General features: G+C 71.2%; 16 protein-coding genes. 9 read left to right on the top strand and 7 right to left on the bottom strand.

Annotated elements, in window-relative coordinates:
- Nucleotides 1-17 precede the first annotated feature (17 nt).
- The 6 genes from prmA to JGR64_RS02035 all read left to right on the top strand — a co-directional run bounded on the left by prmA (nt 18) and on the right by JGR64_RS02035 (nt 6686).
- Nucleotides 18-944 carry a 50S ribosomal protein L11 methyltransferase gene (gene prmA, locus JGR64_RS02060; protein WP_199374874.1) on the top strand — a complete coding sequence of 309 codons (927 nt, stop codon included), beginning with the start codon at nt 18-20 and terminating at the stop codon, nt 942-944.
- Nucleotides 945-993: 49 nt separating this feature from the next.
- Nucleotides 994-2064, top strand: a complete 1071-nt coding sequence (locus tag JGR64_RS02055) for a DUF3426 domain-containing protein (RefSeq protein ID WP_199374873.1) — start codon at nt 994-996, stop codon at nt 2062-2064.
- An 86-nt stretch (nt 2065-2150) separates the two neighbouring features.
- Nucleotides 2151-2423, top strand: coding sequence for a DNA-binding transcriptional regulator Fis (gene fis / locus JGR64_RS02050; protein WP_199374872.1), 273 nt, complete (start codon nt 2151-2153; stop codon nt 2421-2423).
- A 71-nt stretch (nt 2424-2494) separates the two neighbouring features.
- Nucleotides 2495-4066, top strand: coding sequence for a bifunctional phosphoribosylaminoimidazolecarboxamide formyltransferase/IMP cyclohydrolase (gene purH, locus JGR64_RS02045; protein WP_199374871.1), 1572 nt, complete (start codon nt 2495-2497; stop codon nt 4064-4066).
- A gap of 79 nt (nt 4067-4145) precedes the next feature.
- Entirely contained in the window at nt 4146-5432 is a 1287-nt protein-coding gene (purD, locus tag JGR64_RS02040; protein ID WP_199374870.1) for a phosphoribosylamine--glycine ligase, read from the top strand.
- Between the two features lie 18 nt (nt 5433-5450).
- Complete coding sequence (locus JGR64_RS02035; protein WP_199374869.1) at nt 5451-6686, top strand: MgtC/SapB family protein; 1236 nt, start codon at nt 5451-5453, stop codon at nt 6684-6686.
- A 30-nt stretch (nt 6687-6716) separates the two neighbouring features.
- Here the strand turns inward: JGR64_RS02035 and JGR64_RS02030 are convergent, their stop codons facing one another.
- The 3 genes from JGR64_RS02030 to JGR64_RS02020 are packed head-to-tail and all read right to left on the bottom strand — an operon-like array spanning nt 6717 to nt 8780.
- Nucleotides 6717-7205 (bottom strand): TPM domain-containing protein, encoded by a 489-nt coding sequence (locus JGR64_RS02030; protein ID WP_199375151.1) that lies wholly within the window; start codon nt 7203-7205, stop codon nt 6717-6719.
- Nucleotides 7206-7216: 11 nt separating this feature from the next.
- Entirely contained in the window at nt 7217-8146 is a 930-nt protein-coding gene (locus JGR64_RS02025) for a TPM domain-containing protein (protein WP_199374868.1), read from the bottom strand.
- Between the two features lie 19 nt (nt 8147-8165).
- Nucleotides 8166-8780 carry a LemA family protein gene (locus tag JGR64_RS02020; protein WP_199374867.1) on the bottom strand — a complete coding sequence of 205 codons (615 nt, stop codon included), beginning with the start codon at nt 8778-8780 and terminating at the stop codon, nt 8166-8168.
- Nucleotides 8781-8792: 12 nt separating this feature from the next.
- Between JGR64_RS02020 and JGR64_RS02015 the strand changes: the two genes are divergently transcribed.
- Nucleotides 8793-9479, top strand: coding sequence for a helix-turn-helix domain-containing protein (locus tag JGR64_RS02015; protein ID WP_234446980.1), 687 nt, complete (start codon nt 8793-8795; stop codon nt 9477-9479).
- An 83-nt stretch (nt 9480-9562) separates the two neighbouring features.
- Nucleotides 9563-11473, top strand: coding sequence for an MFS transporter (locus JGR64_RS02010; protein ID WP_199374865.1), 1911 nt, complete (start codon nt 9563-9565; stop codon nt 11471-11473).
- Here the strand turns inward: JGR64_RS02010 and JGR64_RS02005 are convergent.
- Genes JGR64_RS02005 through JGR64_RS01990 form a run of 4 tightly spaced genes read right to left on the bottom strand, consistent with a single transcriptional unit; the run spans nt 11470 to nt 14381 of the window.
- Entirely contained in the window at nt 11470-12339 is an 870-nt protein-coding gene (locus tag JGR64_RS02005) for a hypothetical protein (RefSeq protein ID WP_199374864.1), read from the bottom strand. The genes JGR64_RS02010 and JGR64_RS02005 overlap by 4 nt on opposite strands.
- 50 nt (nt 12340-12389) lie before the next feature.
- Complete coding sequence (gene nudC / locus JGR64_RS02000) at nt 12390-13283, bottom strand: NAD(+) diphosphatase (RefSeq protein WP_199374863.1); 894 nt, start codon at nt 13281-13283, stop codon at nt 12390-12392.
- Nucleotides 13280-13654: an iron-sulfur cluster insertion protein ErpA gene (gene erpA, locus JGR64_RS01995; RefSeq protein WP_185114677.1), complete on the bottom strand. Its 375-nt coding sequence runs from the start codon at nt 13652-13654 to the stop codon at nt 13280-13282. Before erpA ends, nudC begins: the two co-directional genes overlap by 4 nt.
- Before the next feature lie 31 nt (nt 13655-13685).
- On the bottom strand, nt 13686-14381 hold the full coding sequence (locus JGR64_RS01990) for a DUF6776 family protein (protein ID WP_199374862.1): 696 nt from the start codon (nt 14379-14381) through the stop codon (nt 13686-13688).
- Between the two features lie 77 nt (nt 14382-14458).
- Between JGR64_RS01990 and JGR64_RS01985 the strand changes: the two genes are divergently transcribed.
- Nucleotides 14459-15049 (top strand): DUF4126 domain-containing protein, encoded by a 591-nt coding sequence (locus JGR64_RS01985; protein ID WP_199374861.1) that lies wholly within the window; start codon nt 14459-14461, stop codon nt 15047-15049.
- Nucleotides 15050-15092: the final 43 nt, after the last annotated feature.

Below are 15092 nucleotides of genomic sequence, written 5' to 3'. Positions count from 1 at the left end.
GGTCCCGGTGGCGTGCGATGCCCTTCCTCGAACTGACCCTGCGCTGCCGCGAATCCGAGCAGGCCCGCTACGAGCACGCGCTCGACGACGTCGGCGCGCTGGCGGTGACCATGCTCGATGCCGATGCCGGCACCAGCAACGAACACGCGATCCTCGAGCCCGGCGTCGGCGAAACGCCGCTGTGGGACGACATCAGCCTGACCGCGCTGTTCGCCCACGACGCCGACGCGCTGCTGCTGCTCGCCGCGCTGGAAAGCTTCGACCCCGACCTCGACTGGGCACGCGTGGCGTTCCGCCGCGTCGAGGACCAGGACTGGGAGCGCGCGTGGATGGACCAGTACGAACCGCTCCGGTTCGGCAAGCGCACCTGGATCGTGCCGTGGAACCGCGAGCTGCCTGACGATGCCGCCGGCGGCGATGCCGCGGTGGTGCGCCTGGACCCGGGGCTGGCGTTCGGCTCCGGCACCCACCCGACCACCGCGCTGTGCCTGCGCTGGCTGGACGGGCTGGCGGCCGATGGCGTGCTGGCCGGCGCGCGCGTGCTGGATTTCGGCTGCGGCAGCGGCATCCTCGCGCTGGCGGCGCTGAAGCTGGGCGCGGCCGAAGCCACCGGCATCGACAACGATCCGCAGGCACTGCTCGCGACGCACGACAACGCCGCCCGCAACGGCGTGGATGCGCGCCTGGCAGTCTTCGCGCCCGACGACGCGCCGCCCGGCACCTGGCCGGTGGTGGTGGCCAACATCCTCGCCTCCGCGCTCGATGCGCTTGCCGACACCATCGCCGCGCGCGTGGCGCCGGGTGGACGGCTGGCGCTGTCGGGCATCCTCGACGGCCAGCAGGACGCGCTGCTGGCGCGCTACGGCACCTGGTTCGACGATCTCGACGTGGCCATCGACGGCGACTGGGTGCGTATCGACGGCGTGCGCCGCAGCGTGGCGTGAGCGCCCGGGTGCCTGCACGGCGTCCGCCGCGCATGCTTGAATAGCCGCCATGTTCATCAACTGCCCGTACTGCCGCGGCCTGATCGCCACCGATCCGGCCACCGACCTGCCGCCGCCGCGCTGCCCGCGCTGCGCGGCACAGCTCGATGCCACACGGCCGCCGGAGCAGGCGCATGACGTGCGCGGCCCCGACGCCGACGCGATCGAAGCCGCGCGCAGCGGCGTGGCCGCGGCCATCGAAGATGCCTTCGGACCCGCGCGCGATGCGGACGCGGAGCTGCTCGCGCGCCCGGCGATCTCGGTGGCTTCGCTGCTGCGGAGCGGCACCGATGTCGCAGAAGGCGACGTTGCGCCGCAGGATGCGGCGGCGTCGACAGCAGTCGCGGCGGCACCTGCCCCGTCGCCCGACCTCGCGAATGCGGTGAAGCTTGCTGACGGAGAACACGCGGCGAACGCGGAGGAAGCAAGCCTGGACACCGCGGGCCCTGGCGTTCTCCCGGATATCGCCGACGACGTACCCACACCCGCAGGCGACGTGCCCGCCCAGCCCGCCGCTGCGGACGCCTCCGTCATCGCGCCGACACCGGCACGCCGCACCGGCAAGCCGGCACCGAGCTTCGCCCGCGCGCGTCGCATCGCCGCCGATGTGCCGCCCGGGCGGCGCTGGGTCATGCCGGCCGCCATCGTCGGCCTGACCGCACTGCTCGGCGTGCAGTGGCTGCTCGCCGACCGCGCACGGCTGGCGGCCGACCCCGCCTGGCGTCCGGTCGTGGCCCGCACCTGCGCGCTGCTGCGCTGCACGCTGCCGCCGTGGCGCGAACCTGCCGCGTTCGCGCTGCTCGAACGCGACGTACGCCCGCATCCGCAACGCGCCGACACGCTGCGCATCACCGCCAGCTTCCGCAACAACGCCGCCTGGCCGCAGCCGTGGCCGGAGGTGGTGCTGACCCTGTCCGATGTCGACGGCCGCCCGCTGGGCACGCGCGCATTCGCGCCCGACGAATACCTGGGGCAGGCGCCGGACGGCGCGCTCATCGACAGCGGCGCGGGCGCGGTGATCCGCATGGACGTGCGCGAACCGGGCCGGGGCGCGGTCGCCTTCATGTTCGACTTCCGCTGAGTCGGCGCCAATTGGCTTGCCCGCCGGGCGCGCGCTAGACTCGTCCGTGATCCGCGCCGCCAGGGCGCGGTGCTTCCGGGACCCCTTTGAACGCTGCCGACCAATCCGAGCCGCCTGCGCGCGGCACGCCGCGTCCGCCGCTGCGCGAGCACGTCGCGAACGCCGTGCGCCGCTATATCCGCGACCTCGACGGCTGCGATGAAGAGCATCTCTACGAGATCGCCCTGCGCGAGCTCGAGATCCCGCTCTTCGTCGAGGTCCTGAACCACTGCGAAGGCAACCAGAGCCGCGCTGCGGCGATCCTCGGCATCCACCGCGCCACGCTGCGCCGCAAGCTGCGCGACTACGGCATCGTCTGAAGCCGCGGTGCGGGCCGGTGCTTCGGGCCCGGTCGTATAATTGCCGCTTTCCCGCTGCCCCCACGCATCCCATGACCATCGACCGCCTGCCCCTGCGCCGGGCCCTGCTGTCCGTGTCCGACAAGACCGGGCTGGTCGACCTCGCGCGCGCACTCGCCGCACGTGGTGTCGAACTCCTCTCCACCGGCGGTACCGCGCGCACGCTGCGCGACGCCGGACTGGCGGTGCGCGATGTCGCCGACGCCACCGGCTTCCCGGAAATGATGGATGGCCGGGTCAAGACCCTGCACCCGGTGGTGCACGGCGGCCTGCTCGGGCGCGCCGGCACCGACGAGGGGGTGATGGCCGAACACGGCATCGCGCCGATCGACCTGCTGGTGCTCAACCTGTATCCGTTCGAGCAGGTGTCGGCCGATCCGGCCAGCAGCCTGGATGACATCGTCGAGAACATCGACATCGGCGGCCCGGCGATGCTGCGCTCGGCGGCCAAGAACTTCGCGCGCGTCGCGGTGGCGACCGATCCGGCGCAGTACGCCGGCGTGCTCGCCGAACTCGACGCCCACGACGGCACGCTGTCGGCGAAGACGCGCTTCGCGCTGTCGGTCGCGGCGTTCAACCGCGTGGCGCAGTACGACGCCTGCATCAGCGACTACCTGTCGTCGATCGGCGACGACGGCACGCGCGGCGCATTCCCCGCGCAGGCGAACGGCAGCTTCGTGAAGGTGATGGACCTGCGCTACGGCGAAAACCCGCACCAGCGCGGCGCGTTCTACCGCGACCTGTACCCGGTGCCGGGCACGCTGGCGACGCTCACCCAGCTGCAGGGCAAGGAGCTCAGCTACAACAACCTGGCCGATGCCGACGCGGCGTGGGAATGCGTGCGCCAGTTCGACACGCCGGCCTGCGTGATCGTGAAGCACGCCAATCCCTGCGGCGTGGCCACGGGAGCGGGCTGCAGTGATGCCTACGAGCGTGCCTACGCCACCGACCCGACCTCGGCCTTCGGCGGCATCATCGCCTTCAACACCACGCTCGACGCCGCCACCGCCAAAGTGATCCTCGACCGCCAGTTCGTCGAGGTGCTGATCGCGCCGGACTACGACGCGGGCGCGCTGGATGTCGCGCGCCGCAAGGCCAACGTGCGCGTACTGCGCATCGCGCATGGCGCGGGCCGCAACATGATGGACGTGAAGCGCGTCGGCTCGGGCCTGCTGATGCAGGACGCCGACAACCGCGAGGTCACGCGCGAAGAGCTGCGCGTGGTCACGCAACGTGCGCCCGATCCGGCCGAGTTCAACAGCCTGCTGTTCGCCTGGCGGGTCGCGAAGTTCGTGAAGTCGAACGCGATCGTCTACGCCAGTGGCCAGCACACCGTCGGCATCGGCGCCGGGCAGATGAGCCGCGTGGTGAGCGCGAAGATCGCCGGCCTGAAGGCGGAAGAGGCCGGGCTCGAAGTGCCGGGTGCGGTGATGGCGTCGGATGCGTTTTTCCCGTTCCGCGACGGCATCGATGCCGCGGCCGCGGCCGGCATCCGCGCGGTGATCCAGCCCGGCGGTTCGATGCGCGACGCCGAGGTGATCGCCGCCGCCGACGAGCACGGCATCGCCATGGTGTTCACCGGCGTCCGCCACTTCCGGCATTGATGACTTCGCGCGTATGGCGCGAATCGCCCCCTGACTCAGGGGGCTATGCTCCCACCCAGTTGAACGGCGAGGTTGACGCATGAAAGTCCTGGTCATTGGCTCCGGCGGCCGCGAGCACGCGCTGGCCTGGAAGCTGGCGCAGTCGCCTGACGTGCACGACGTCCTCGTCGCCCCCGGCAACGCCGGCACCGCGACCGAGGGCAAATGCCGCAACGTCGCCATCGCCGCCACCGACCTGGATGCGCTGCTGCAGCTGGCGCGCGACGAGGCCGTAGCGTTCACGCTGGTCGGCCCCGAGGTGCCGCTGGTTGCCGGCATCGTCGATCGTTTCCGCGCCGCCGGGCTGCGCATCTTCGGCCCCACCGCCGCCGCCGCGCAGCTCGAGGGCAGCAAAGCCTTCGCCAAGGCCTTCCTGGAACGCCACCGCATTCCCACCGCGCACTACGCGGTGTTCACCGACGTGGATGCAGCACTCGCGCACGTACGCGCCCTCGGCGCGCCGATCGTGATCAAGGCCGACGGCCTGGCCGCCGGCAAGGGCGTGATCGTCGCGATGACGCTGGCCGAGGCGGAAGCCGCGGTCGCCGACATGCTGGACGGCAATGCGTTCGGCGACGCCGGCGCACGCGTGGTGGTGGAAGAATTCCTCGACGGCGAAGAGGCCAGCTTCATCGCCATCGTCGACGGCACGACCGCGCTGCCGATGGCCACCAGCCAGGACCACAAACGCGTCGGCGACGGCGACACCGGCCCCAACACCGGCGGCATGGGCGCGTATTCGCCGGCGCCGGTGGTCACGCCCGAAGTGCACGCGCGGGTCATGCGCGAGGTGATCGAGCCAACCGTGCGCGGCATGGCCGCCGACGGCACTCCGTTCACCGGCTTCCTGTACGCGGGCCTGATGATCGACGGCGACGGCATGCCCAAGGTCATCGAATTCAACGTGCGCTTCGGCGACCCGGAAACCCAGCCGGTGATGATGCGGCTGCAGTCGGACCTCGCGGCACTGGTCCAGGCCGCCATCGACGGCCGGCTGGCCGGCATGGAGGCGCGCTGGGATCCGCGGCCGGCGCTGGGCGTGGTGATGGCGGCCGAAGGCTACCCGGAGGCGCCGCGCACCGGCGATGTCATCAACACCTGGGACGTGCCCGACCTCGACGACACCCGTGTATTCCACGCCGGCACCCGCCTCGAGGGTGGCCAGGCGGTCACCGCCGGTGGCCGCGTGCTGTGTGTCTGCGCGCTGGGCGACAGCGTCGCCGACGCACAGCAGCGCGCCTATGCCGAACTGGCCGGCATCTCCTGGCATGGCGAGTTCCACCGCCACGACATTGGTTGGCGCGCGATCGCGCGCGAACGCGGCTGACGCAACAGGCGCTGCGCCATGGACTGGAACGAAGTGGTCCGAGCGCTCAGCGCCGCGCTCGGCATCGGCCTGCTGATCGGCGCGGTGCGCGAGCGCGCGCACACCGAAGGCACCGGCATCGCCGGCGTACGCACCCATGCGCTGCTGGGCCTGCTGGGCGCCATCGGCTACGGCTTCGGCATCGCCGCCTGGATCGCGGTGCTGCTGGCCGTCGCCGTGCTGGCGCATGCCGCCTACGTGCGCACGTGCAACGAGGACCCGGGCCTCACCGGTGAAGTCGCGATGCTGCTCACCGTGGCGCTGGGCGGGCTGTCGCGCGAATCCGCATCGCTGGCCGCGGGCCTGGGCGTGGTGGCTGCGCTGCTGCTGTGGGCGAAGGATCCGCTGCGGCGCCTGAGCCGCGAGCTCATCAGCGAGCGCGAAGTGAAGGACGGCCTGTTGCTCGCCGCCGCCGCGCTGGTGGTGCTGCCGCTGCTCCCCGACGTGCCGCTCGATCCATGGGGCGTGCTGCAGCCGTCGATGCTCTGGCGGATCGTGGTGCTGGTGCTGGCGGTGGGCATGCTCGGGCACGTCGCGCTGCGCGCGGTCGGCGCGCGCCGCGGACTGCCGGTGGCCGGCTTCTTCTCCGGCTTCGCGTCGTCCACCGCCGCAGTCGCGAGCTACGGCCGCCTGGCGCGCGACGAACCGCGGCTGTCGACCGAAGCCGCCGCCGCGGCGCTGCTGTCCAACCTCGCCTCGGTGCTGCTGCTGGCGGCGGTGATCGGCGCGGTCTCGCCGGGGTTCCTGCGCGCGGCGGCGTGGCCGCTGGGCGGCGCCGCGATCGGCCTGCTGCTGGTCGCCGCCACCGGCCTGCACCGGACCCGCGGTGACACCCCCGCCGCCCAGGCACCGCAGGCGCGCGCCTTCCACCTGAGCCACGCACTTGGGGTCGCGCTGCTGATTGCCGCGGTGATGCTCGCCGCCGAGGCCCTGCGCCGCATGTTTGGCGACGCCGGCGCCCTGGTCGGTGCAACGGTCGCCGCGCTGGCCGAACTGCAGGCCGCGGGCGCCACCATCGCGCGGCTGGCCGATCTCGGCGGCCTGTCGCACGCGCAGGCGCGATGGGGCGTGGCCGGCCTGCTCGCCGCGTCCGCGCTGACCAAGGTGGTGCTGGCCTTCGCCAGCGGCGGCGCGCGCTATGGCCGCATCGCCGGCGGCGGGTTGGTGCTGATGGTGGTGCTGGCCGCGCTCGGTGCGTGGCTGGCGCCGGACTGATCCTCCGACGCGGCGGCGCAGCGGAGCCGCTCAAAGCAGCCGCGGCAGGTCCGGCAGCTCGTTCTCGTCGACATCCCCCGTCATGCGGGGAAAGTGACGGATCAGGAGGCTCGTGACCGCGCCGACGCCGGCCATTGCGGCCGCTTCCGGCTCCCCCGCCGCGAGCCGTTCTTCCATCAGCCGGCATGCATCGCGCCACTGCGCGTCGCCGACCAGCCCGTCGAACCCGCGGTCGGCGACGATCTCGATCCGGTGGTCGGCCAGCAGCAGGTAGACCAGCACGCCGTTGTTGGCCTGCGTGTCCCAGACGCGCAGCTGCGCGAAGACGTCGAGCGCGCGCTCGCGCGCGATCATGCCCCGGACCACGCGCCACGCCGGCAGCGCCGGCTCCACCGCTAAGCACACCTCGCCGCGGTGGCGCTGTTCGCCCGCCGCCACGGCGTCCGCGATCCGCTGCAGGCTGGCGGCGGGAAACACGCCGCTCGCCTCGGGCGCGAACAGGTGCCGCAGCAGGCGCATCACCATCGCCATCACCAGCTCCCCGAGGCGCCACCGCCTCCGCTCATGCCGCCGCCGCCCGACCAGCCGCCACCACCTCCGCCCCCTCCGCCGCCGAAGCCGCCACCGCCCCAGCCACCGCCGCCAAACCCGCCCCAGCCGCCATGGCGCACGTAGCGCCCACCCGAGGCCTTGGACAGTCCGAACAGGAAGCCGATCACCGCGGCAATGCCGCCCAGTCCGAGCGCGGCCGAAAGCAGCCAGGCCGCGGCACCGGCGGCGCCGCCGGTGAACAGGCCACGCAGGAGCGCGGGTGCGCGCCCGAACACGCCGCGCACGATGGTCGCGACCACGAACGCGGCGAACAGTGCGCCCAGCCAGTTGCTTCCTCCGCCACCGCCACGATCACCGTCACCGCGGTGTCCTGCGATCGGCTCCGGCAGCGGCTCGCCATCGATCAGCCGCACCAGAACCGCGGTGGCATCGATGATCCCGCCACCGTAATCACCGGCCCGGAACTTCGGCGCCATGTATTCCTGGATGATCCGCCCGGCGGTGATGTCCGGGATCGCGCCTTCCAGCCCGTAGCCGGGCTGGATGCGCACGCGGCGATCATCCTTGGCGACCACCACCAGCACCGCATCGTCGACGCCCTTGCGCCCGGGCCGCCACTGGTCGAACACGCGCTGCGTGAACTGCTCGATCGATTCCGGCTGCGTGCTGGCGACCACCAGCACCTGCAGCTGGCTGCCCTTGCGCTGCTGCAGGTCCAGCGCCTGGCGTTCCAGCTGCGTGCGCTGCGCGGCATCGAGCGTGCCGGTGGTGTCGACCACCGGCGAGTCCAGCGCCGGCACCGCGGCGAGCTCCTGCGCGCGTGCGTGCTGCCCCGGCAGGCATGCCAGCACGAACGCCAGCAACAGGCCCGGCCACCATCCGCCGATCACCTCCGCGCGCCGGCGCATCGTGGCGCTCCGCGGCCGCTCAGGCCACCAGCTGCGTTTGCAGCTGCGGCTCGTTGGCCGCCGCCGCGCCAAAGTCGACCGCCGGCGCCTCCTGGAGTTCGCGCTCGTTCTCGACGTTGAAGTTGGGCCGCACCTTGTGGCCGAACATCATCGCGACCAGGTTCTGCGGGAACGAACGGATATAGGTGTTGTAGTCCTGCACCAGCTGGATGTAGCGGCCGCGGGCCACGGTGATGCGGTTCTCGGTGCCCTCCAGCTGCGTCTGCAGGTTGAGGAAACCCTGGTCGGCCTTGAGGTTGGGATAGTTCTCCACCACCACCATCAACCGCGACAGCGCGCTCGAAAGCTCGCCCTGCGCCTGCTGGAACTGCTGCAGCGAAGCCGGGTCATCGGCGTTGACGTTGATCTCGCCCACCTTGGCGCGCGCCTCGGTGACCGCGGTCAGGACCTGCTGCTCATGCGCGGCGTAGCCCTTCACCGTGGAGACCAGGTTCGGAACCAGGTCCGCACGGCGCTTGTACTGGTTGAGCACTTCGGACCAGCCGGCGTCGACCGCCTCGTCCTTCTGCTGGATCTGGTTGTAGCCGCAGCCGCTCAGCATCGCGGCCAGCACCATCAACAGGATGTAGCGCATCGCCCCGCTCCCATGGGTTTGTCGCGCGCATTCCAGCATCGCCAAGGGAAAGGCGCGATGAAGGCATCGCCGGCCATGCCGGATGGATGCCCGGGACATATCAAATCCCGTCATATGGGGTATCCCGCCATTCCAACGGGATACTGTGACGATGACCCTCACATGGATATTTGCCGGGTTATCGCTAAACTCGCGAATCCCCCGAACAAGGTATTGCCGGTGTCCAATCTCGCCTCGACTCTCAAGACTGAAATCTCGCGTCTTGCGCGCAAGGAAATCAAGACGCAGACCGATGCGCTGCGCAAGGCCAGCAGCGGTTACCGCCGCGACATCGCCGAACTAAAGCGCCAGGTGGCCGTCCTGTCCCGGCAACTGAAAAAGTCCGGCGCCAAGCAGGCGGTCGATACTTCCGGTGACGAGGATGAAACCAGCTCATCGCGCTTCTCCGCCAAGGGCCTGAAGTCGCTGCGCGCGCGCCTCGACCTGTCCGCCGCCGACTTCGGCAAGCTGGCCGGCGCCAGCGCGCAATCGGTGTACAACTGGGAAAACGGCAAGACCATTCCCCGCGCCACCCAGGTCGCGGGCATCGTGCCGCTGCGTTCGCTCGGCAAGCGCGAGGCGCAGGCGCGACTCGAGGCGCTGTCGAGCGCACCCAAGGCGAAAGCCAAGCCGCGTGCGAAGAAGGCCGCGAGCGCCTGACACGTCGGACGGCAAGCCACCTGCCTGTCGTCCGCACCGCGCAACAGGTCTGCTAGTCTCGCGGCCACTCGACCGGGGGCCGCATGCGCCACAGCCAGTTCGCACTGCTCAGCCAGCGCCGCTTCCTGCCCTACTTCGGCGTACAGGCGCTCGGCGCCTTCAACGACAACGTGTACCGGCAGGCGATCATCGGCCTGCTGTTCTACCTCGGCGTCGACAGCGAGCAGCGCACGCTCTACACCAACCTCGCGCCGGCGTTGTTCATTGCGCCGTATTTCCTGTTTTCGGCGATCGCCGGGCAGTTCGCCGAGAAGCTGGAGAAACAGCGCCTGATCCGCATCACCACGGCGATGGAGATCGGGATCATGTCGCTGGCCGGCATCGGCTTCCTGCTCGGCAGCATGCCGCTGCTGCTGGTGGCGCTGTTCGCGACCGGCATGCAGTCGACGCTGTTCGGGCCGGTGAAATATTCGATCCTGCCGGCGGTGCTCAAGCCTGAAGAACTCACCGGCGGCAACGGCCTGGTGGAGATGGGCACCTCGCTGTCGATCCTCGCCGGCATGATCTACGGCGGATTGATCTTCCAGGTCGCGGGCACCTGGGGCGCGGAAGCCGCGGCGGCATCGGTGGTCGCGCTCGCGCTCGCCGGCAACCTGGTCGCGCGCATGATCCCGCGCGTCGACGCCGGTGCGCCGGACCTCAAGGTCAACTGGAACCCGGTGCCGGAGTCGGTGCGCATCTGGAAGCTCACCCGGCGCACGCCGGCGGTGCGCAACGCGATCCTTGGCGTGTCGTGGTTCTGGTTCGTGGGCACGGTGCTGACCGCGCAACTGCCCAACTACGCCGAGCTGCACCTGGGCGCGGCCGAGCGCTCCACCAGCCTGTACATCTTCGGCCTGGCACTGTTCTCCATCGGCGTGGGCGTGGGCTCGCTGATGTGCGAGAGGCTCTCCGCACGCACGGTCGAGATCGGCCTGGTGCCGCTGGGCGCGCTGGGCATCAGCGCCTTCATGCTGGACCTGTATTTCGCGCGCAGCGGCCTGGCGCCGCAGGCCGGGCTCGACATCGCCGGGTTCCTGGCCGGTGACAACGGCTGGCGCATCGCGTTCGACCTCACCGGCATCGGCTTCTCCTGCGGGCTGTTCATCGTGCCGCTGTTCGCGCTGGTGCAGAGCCGCACGCCGAAGGACGAGATGGCGCGCGTGTTTGCCGGCCTCAACATCCAGAACTCGGCCTTCATCGTGGCTGCGGCGGTCATCGGTCTGGCGCTGCAGCAGGTGCTGGGCTGGAGCATCCCGCAGGTGTTCCTGGCGCTGGCGATCGCCAACCTGGTGGTCGCCACCTGGATCTTCACCATCGTGCCCGAGTTCGCGATGCGCTTCGTCAGCTGGCTGCTGGTGCGCACGCTGTACCGGCTGGAGCTGCACGGCATCGAACGCCACGTGCCCGATGATGGCCCGGCGCTGCTGGTCTGCAACCACGTGAGCTACATGGATGCGCTGATCCTGGCGGCGAGCATCCCGCGGCCGGTGCGCTTCGTCATGTACTACCGGATCTTCCAGATCCCGGTGATGCGCTGGATCTTTCGCGCCGCCGGTGCGATCCCGATTGCCAGCCCGCGCGAAGACCTGGCGATGATGGAACGCGCCTTCGACGCCATCGACGCGGCGCTGGCCGACGGCGAGCTGGTGCTGATCTTCCCCGAAGGGCGGCTGACGAAGGACGGCGCGATCGCGCCGTTCAAATCGGGCGTCGAGCGCATCCTCGCGCGCCGCCCGGTGCCGGTGGTGCCGATGGCGCTGCGTGGGATGTGGGCCAGCATGTGGAGCCGCCGCGGTGCCGCCGCCGCAGGCGGCCTGCTCGACCGCATGCGTGTGCCGCGCCGCTTCCGCGCGCATGTCGCAGTGATGGCGCAGGCGCCAGTCGCGGGCCATGAAGCCACTGCGGCGTCACTTGAAGCAGAGGTGCGCGCGCTGCGCGGCGACGCCGCCTAGTTCACCCAGCCGGCGACCACGAACAGCGCCAGGAGCGCCAGCCACGCCAGCAGGATGCGCCACACCAGCGACATCGCATCGCGCAAGGCCTGCGGCAGCGCGGCATCCTCCATGCCCTCTTCCAGCAGCTCGTGGCGCACGCTGGCGCGCCCGACCGCGGGAAGGAATCCGGCATCGAGCGTGAATCCGGCACCGCCGCCCGCCTTCCACGCCCCCACCACCACGTCGAAATTGCCGACCAGCGCCAGCGACAGCGCCATCACCTGCGCCGCCGGCCAGTCGAGCAGCGCCAGCAGGCGGCGGGCGCCTTCGACGAAGCCTGACGGCAGGTAGAGCGCGGGCTCGCCTTCGGCGGCGGTAGCCGTGAGCCGGTACAGCAGCGCGCCCACGGGGCCGAGCAGCAGGAACCAGAGCAGCACGCCGAACCAGCGCCGCAGCGCCGCGCTGAACACCCGGCCCACGGGATCGGCGGCGGAGGCTGCGCCCGCCGCGGCCGGCGGGCGCAGCAGGGCCAGTGCTTCGGAACGTGCGGTGGGATCCGGCGCATCGATGATCACGTCGACATCGCGGTCCAGGTCGCGCGGCCCCCACGAATAGAACAGCACCGCCACGCCGAACAGCAGCGCCGGCAGCCCGAACACCACGTCGCGCAGCGCCAGTTGCAGCAGGCCGACCACGAACAGCGGTGGCAGTAACGCCAGCAGGACGCCGCCCGGGCCGCGCCAGAAGCTGTCACCGGGAAAGCGGCCGTCCAGCCAGCGCAGCCAGCCGCGGTACCAGCCGTCATCACGCATGGCGGCGGCGAATGCGGGTGCGGCATGGCCGATCACCAGCGCGATCACGACAGCAAAGAGGGTGGCGAACATGCGCCGATTCTAGCCGCAGCCACGGCACCCGCGCGTGGCCGATGCCGGGCTCAGCCGGTGCCGGCGTACCAGCCTTCGATCAGCCAGCGCGAGATCGAGATCGACGGCGACAGGAGCAGTCCGTCATCCCCCGATTCACCGCGCAGCGCGGCGCCGACTTCGTCGCGATCGAACCAGCGCGCGTCCTCGAGTTCGTCGTTGCAGCGCGGGACATCGGGCTCGGCGTCGGCCGCGAAGCCGAGCATCAGCGACGACGGAAACGGCCACGGCTGCGACCCCAGGTAGCGGCAGGCGCGCACGCGCACCGCGCTTTCCTCGAACACTTCGCGGACCACGGTCTGCTCCAGCGATTCACCCGGCTCCACGAAACCCGCGAGCACCGAGTAGCGACGCGGCGGCCATGCCGGGCTGCGGCCGAGCAGCAGCCGCGCGCCATCGCTGACCGCCACGATCACCGCCGGATCAGTACGCGGGTAATGCTCCAGCGCGCAGCCCGGACAGCGGCCCAGCCAGCCGGCGCGGGCAAAGGTCAGAGTCGTGCCACAGGCGCCGCAATGGCGGTGGCGCGCGCGCCAGTGCAGCACCGCGCGCGCCTGCGCGAACGCGGTCGCTTCGAACCCGGGCCATTGCCCGGCCGCGGTGCGCAAGTCGACGCCGGGCGGCTCGCCGGATTCCACCGCCGAGGCGGCAGGCATGGCAAACCAGCCTTCATCGCCACGCAGGCCCAGGAACAGCGCATCCGCGGGCATCGGGCCGAGGCTTGTGCACGGTGGTGCCAGCAGCTGGCCCTGGTCGTCGGCCCAGGCGCGCCCCTCCGCGTCGACCACCAGCACGCGGCCATCCGCCCACAGGCGCGCGAGGGCTTCGGCATCGTCACGGAGGTGTTCGGCGCGGTCGAGCGGCGCGTCGATGAAGGCGAACGGCGCGGTGCGCCGTGCCGTCATGTGGTGAAGCTGCTGCCGCAGCCGCAGGTCGACTTGGCGTTCGGGTTGCGGATGGTGAACTGCGCGCCGTGCAGGCTCTCGCTGTAATCCACCGCCGCGCCCATCAGGTACTGCAGGCTCAGCGGGTCGACCAGCAGGGTGACGCCGTCGGTGTCCACCGCCAGGTCGTCTTCGCCACGGGTCTCGTCGAACTCGAAGCCGTACTGGAATCCCGAGCAGCCGCCGCCCTGGATGTACACGCGCAGCTTCAGCGCCGGGTTGCCCTCTTCGCTGATCAGCTCGCGGACCTTGGCCGCGGCGGCCGGCGTGAAATCGAGCGGTCGGTCCAGCCCGAGATAGTCGGGGGCGGCAAGATCGATGATGGTGTCCATGCGGACAGGATGGGGGGCCCGGCCCCGCGCTTCAAGCGTCGGGGCTGGAACGTGGCGTGGCTTCGCCTGCCGCCTCGGTCCACGGGAAGGACCCGTCGACCGCGGGCGCGCCGGCCGGCGCGAGGCGCACGTGGACCCGCAGCGGGGTGAATCCCTCGGGCAGCAGGATGTCGCCCTCGATCTGCTGGAAGTACTTGAAGGAATACTCCGCACCCATCGCGTCATCCTGCGGGCGCAGGTCGCTCCATTCGAGCCGCTCCAGGCTGCCGTTGCGCGAGCCTTCGACGGCCAGCGTCAGCCGCCCGCGGCTGACCGCGGCGCGGTTCAAGGTCTGGGTGAGGGTGGCGGTGAAGTGCCAGGCGCCCTCGCCCTGCGGCTGCAGGCGCAGGCCATGCACGGTCAGGCCGCGGCGCTGGCTGGTGGACCCGACCAGGCGTTCATAGAAGGCGACGTCGGCGCGCAGTGCGGAGACTTCCTCGTCGCGTTCGGCCAGGGTGCCCTGCAGGTCCTGGTTGGCCTCGCGGCTCACCTGGTCGGACCGTGCCAGGGTCGCCACCTGCTGGCGCAGGCCGTCGAGCTCCGAGCCGACCGCCGCGGACTCGCCACCGCGGCCGGAGACCACCGTCCACACGCCCCACAGGCCGAACAGCAGCGCGGCGGCGAGCAGGACCAGCAGCGCGAGATGCGCGCGCGGGTGTGGATGTTCCGGGAGCGTGGAATCGGGCATCGGCGCATGGTAGCGCGGGTCCTCGGCCGTGGCGCAAGGCCCCTATACTCCGGGCGTAAGACTCCGGGAGATGCGTGATGTCCGAAGCCCACCTGTTCGCGATCGGCGTGCTGCTGGCGTGGCTTGCCGGCATCCGCGTGTACATGACGGTGTTCGGCGTGGGCGTGGCCGGCGCGCTTGGCTGGCTGGACCTGCCACAGGCGCTCGAGGTCACCACCTCGCCGTGGGTGATGGGCATCTCCGGCGCGCTGGCGCTGGTCGAGTTCTTCGCCGACAAGATCCCGGGCGTCGACTCCGCATGGGACCTGCTGCAGACCCTCGCCCGGGTACCGGCCGGCGCCTTCCTGGCCGCCGCCGCGCTGTCGCCGGACGGCGACCTCTCGACCGGCATGCTCGCCACCGGCGCGGGCGTCGCGCTCGGCAGCCACGTGCTCAAGGCCGCCAGCCGCGCACTGATCAACACGTCGCCGGAACCGATCAGCAACTGGACCGCATCGGCGGCGGAGGACGTGGCGGTGGTCGGGCTGATGGGTCTCGCCTTCGCCTATCCCTGGCTGGCGCTGGGCCTGGCGGCGCTGATCAGCGTGCTGCTGGCGCTGGCGCTGTGGTGGATCTGGCGGCGCCTGTTCCGCCGCCGGCCGCCGCACGCCGCCGCGCCAGGCTCCTGACTGCGACGGCCCGCAGCGATCCGGGCGCGCGTTCGTTGTAGGC

Origin of the sequence: Luteimonas sp. MC1572 (assembly GCF_016615815.1) — a bacterium.
In the GTDB taxonomy this organism is placed as follows: Bacteria; Pseudomonadota; Gammaproteobacteria; order Xanthomonadales; family Xanthomonadaceae; genus Luteimonas.
Note: the sequence above shows the minus strand (reverse complement) of the source record. Positions and strands in the feature narration are given on the sequence as shown.

Excerpts from the sequence above, each read along its gene's own strand:
- JGR64_RS02020 (WP_199374867.1), bottom strand. The coding sequence starts at position 8,780 with ATGCGCTACATCCTGTTGATGGTGCTGGCCGCGATGCTGAGCGGCTGC.
- JGR64_RS02055 (WP_199374873.1), top strand. The coding sequence starts at position 994 with ATGTTCATCAACTGCCCGTACTGCCGCGGCCTGATCGCCACCGATCCG.
- JGR64_RS02005 (WP_199374864.1), bottom strand. The coding sequence starts at position 12,339 with ATGTTCGCCACCCTCTTTGCTGTCGTGATCGCGCTGGTGATCGGCCAT.
- nudC (WP_199374863.1), bottom strand. The coding sequence starts at position 13,283 with ATGACGGCACGGCGCACCGCGCCGTTCGCCTTCATCGACGCGCCGCTC.
- JGR64_RS02025 (WP_199374868.1), bottom strand. The coding sequence starts at position 8,146 with ATGCGCCGGCGCGCGGAGGTGATCGGCGGATGGTGGCCGGGCCTGTTG.
- prmA (WP_199374874.1), top strand. The coding sequence starts at position 18 with ATGCCCTTCCTCGAACTGACCCTGCGCTGCCGCGAATCCGAGCAGGCC.
- erpA (WP_185114677.1), bottom strand. The coding sequence starts at position 13,654 with ATGGACACCATCATCGATCTTGCCGCCCCCGACTATCTCGGGCTGGAC.
- JGR64_RS02015 (WP_234446980.1), top strand. The coding sequence starts at position 8,793 with ATGGGTTTGTCGCGCGCATTCCAGCATCGCCAAGGGAAAGGCGCGATG.
- JGR64_RS02030 (WP_199375151.1), bottom strand. The coding sequence starts at position 7,205 with ATGCGCCTGCTGCGGCACCTGTTCGCGCCCGAGGCGAGCGGCGTGTTT.
- purH (WP_199374871.1), top strand. The coding sequence starts at position 2,495 with ATGACCATCGACCGCCTGCCCCTGCGCCGGGCCCTGCTGTCCGTGTCC.
- JGR64_RS02035 (WP_199374869.1), top strand. The coding sequence starts at position 5,451 with ATGGACTGGAACGAAGTGGTCCGAGCGCTCAGCGCCGCGCTCGGCATC.
- JGR64_RS01985 (WP_199374861.1), top strand. The coding sequence starts at position 14,459 with ATGTCCGAAGCCCACCTGTTCGCGATCGGCGTGCTGCTGGCGTGGCTT.
- purD (WP_199374870.1), top strand. The coding sequence starts at position 4,146 with ATGAAAGTCCTGGTCATTGGCTCCGGCGGCCGCGAGCACGCGCTGGCC.
- JGR64_RS01990 (WP_199374862.1), bottom strand. The coding sequence starts at position 14,381 with ATGCCCGATTCCACGCTCCCGGAACATCCACACCCGCGCGCGCATCTC.
- JGR64_RS02010 (WP_199374865.1), top strand. The coding sequence starts at position 9,563 with ATGCGCCACAGCCAGTTCGCACTGCTCAGCCAGCGCCGCTTCCTGCCC.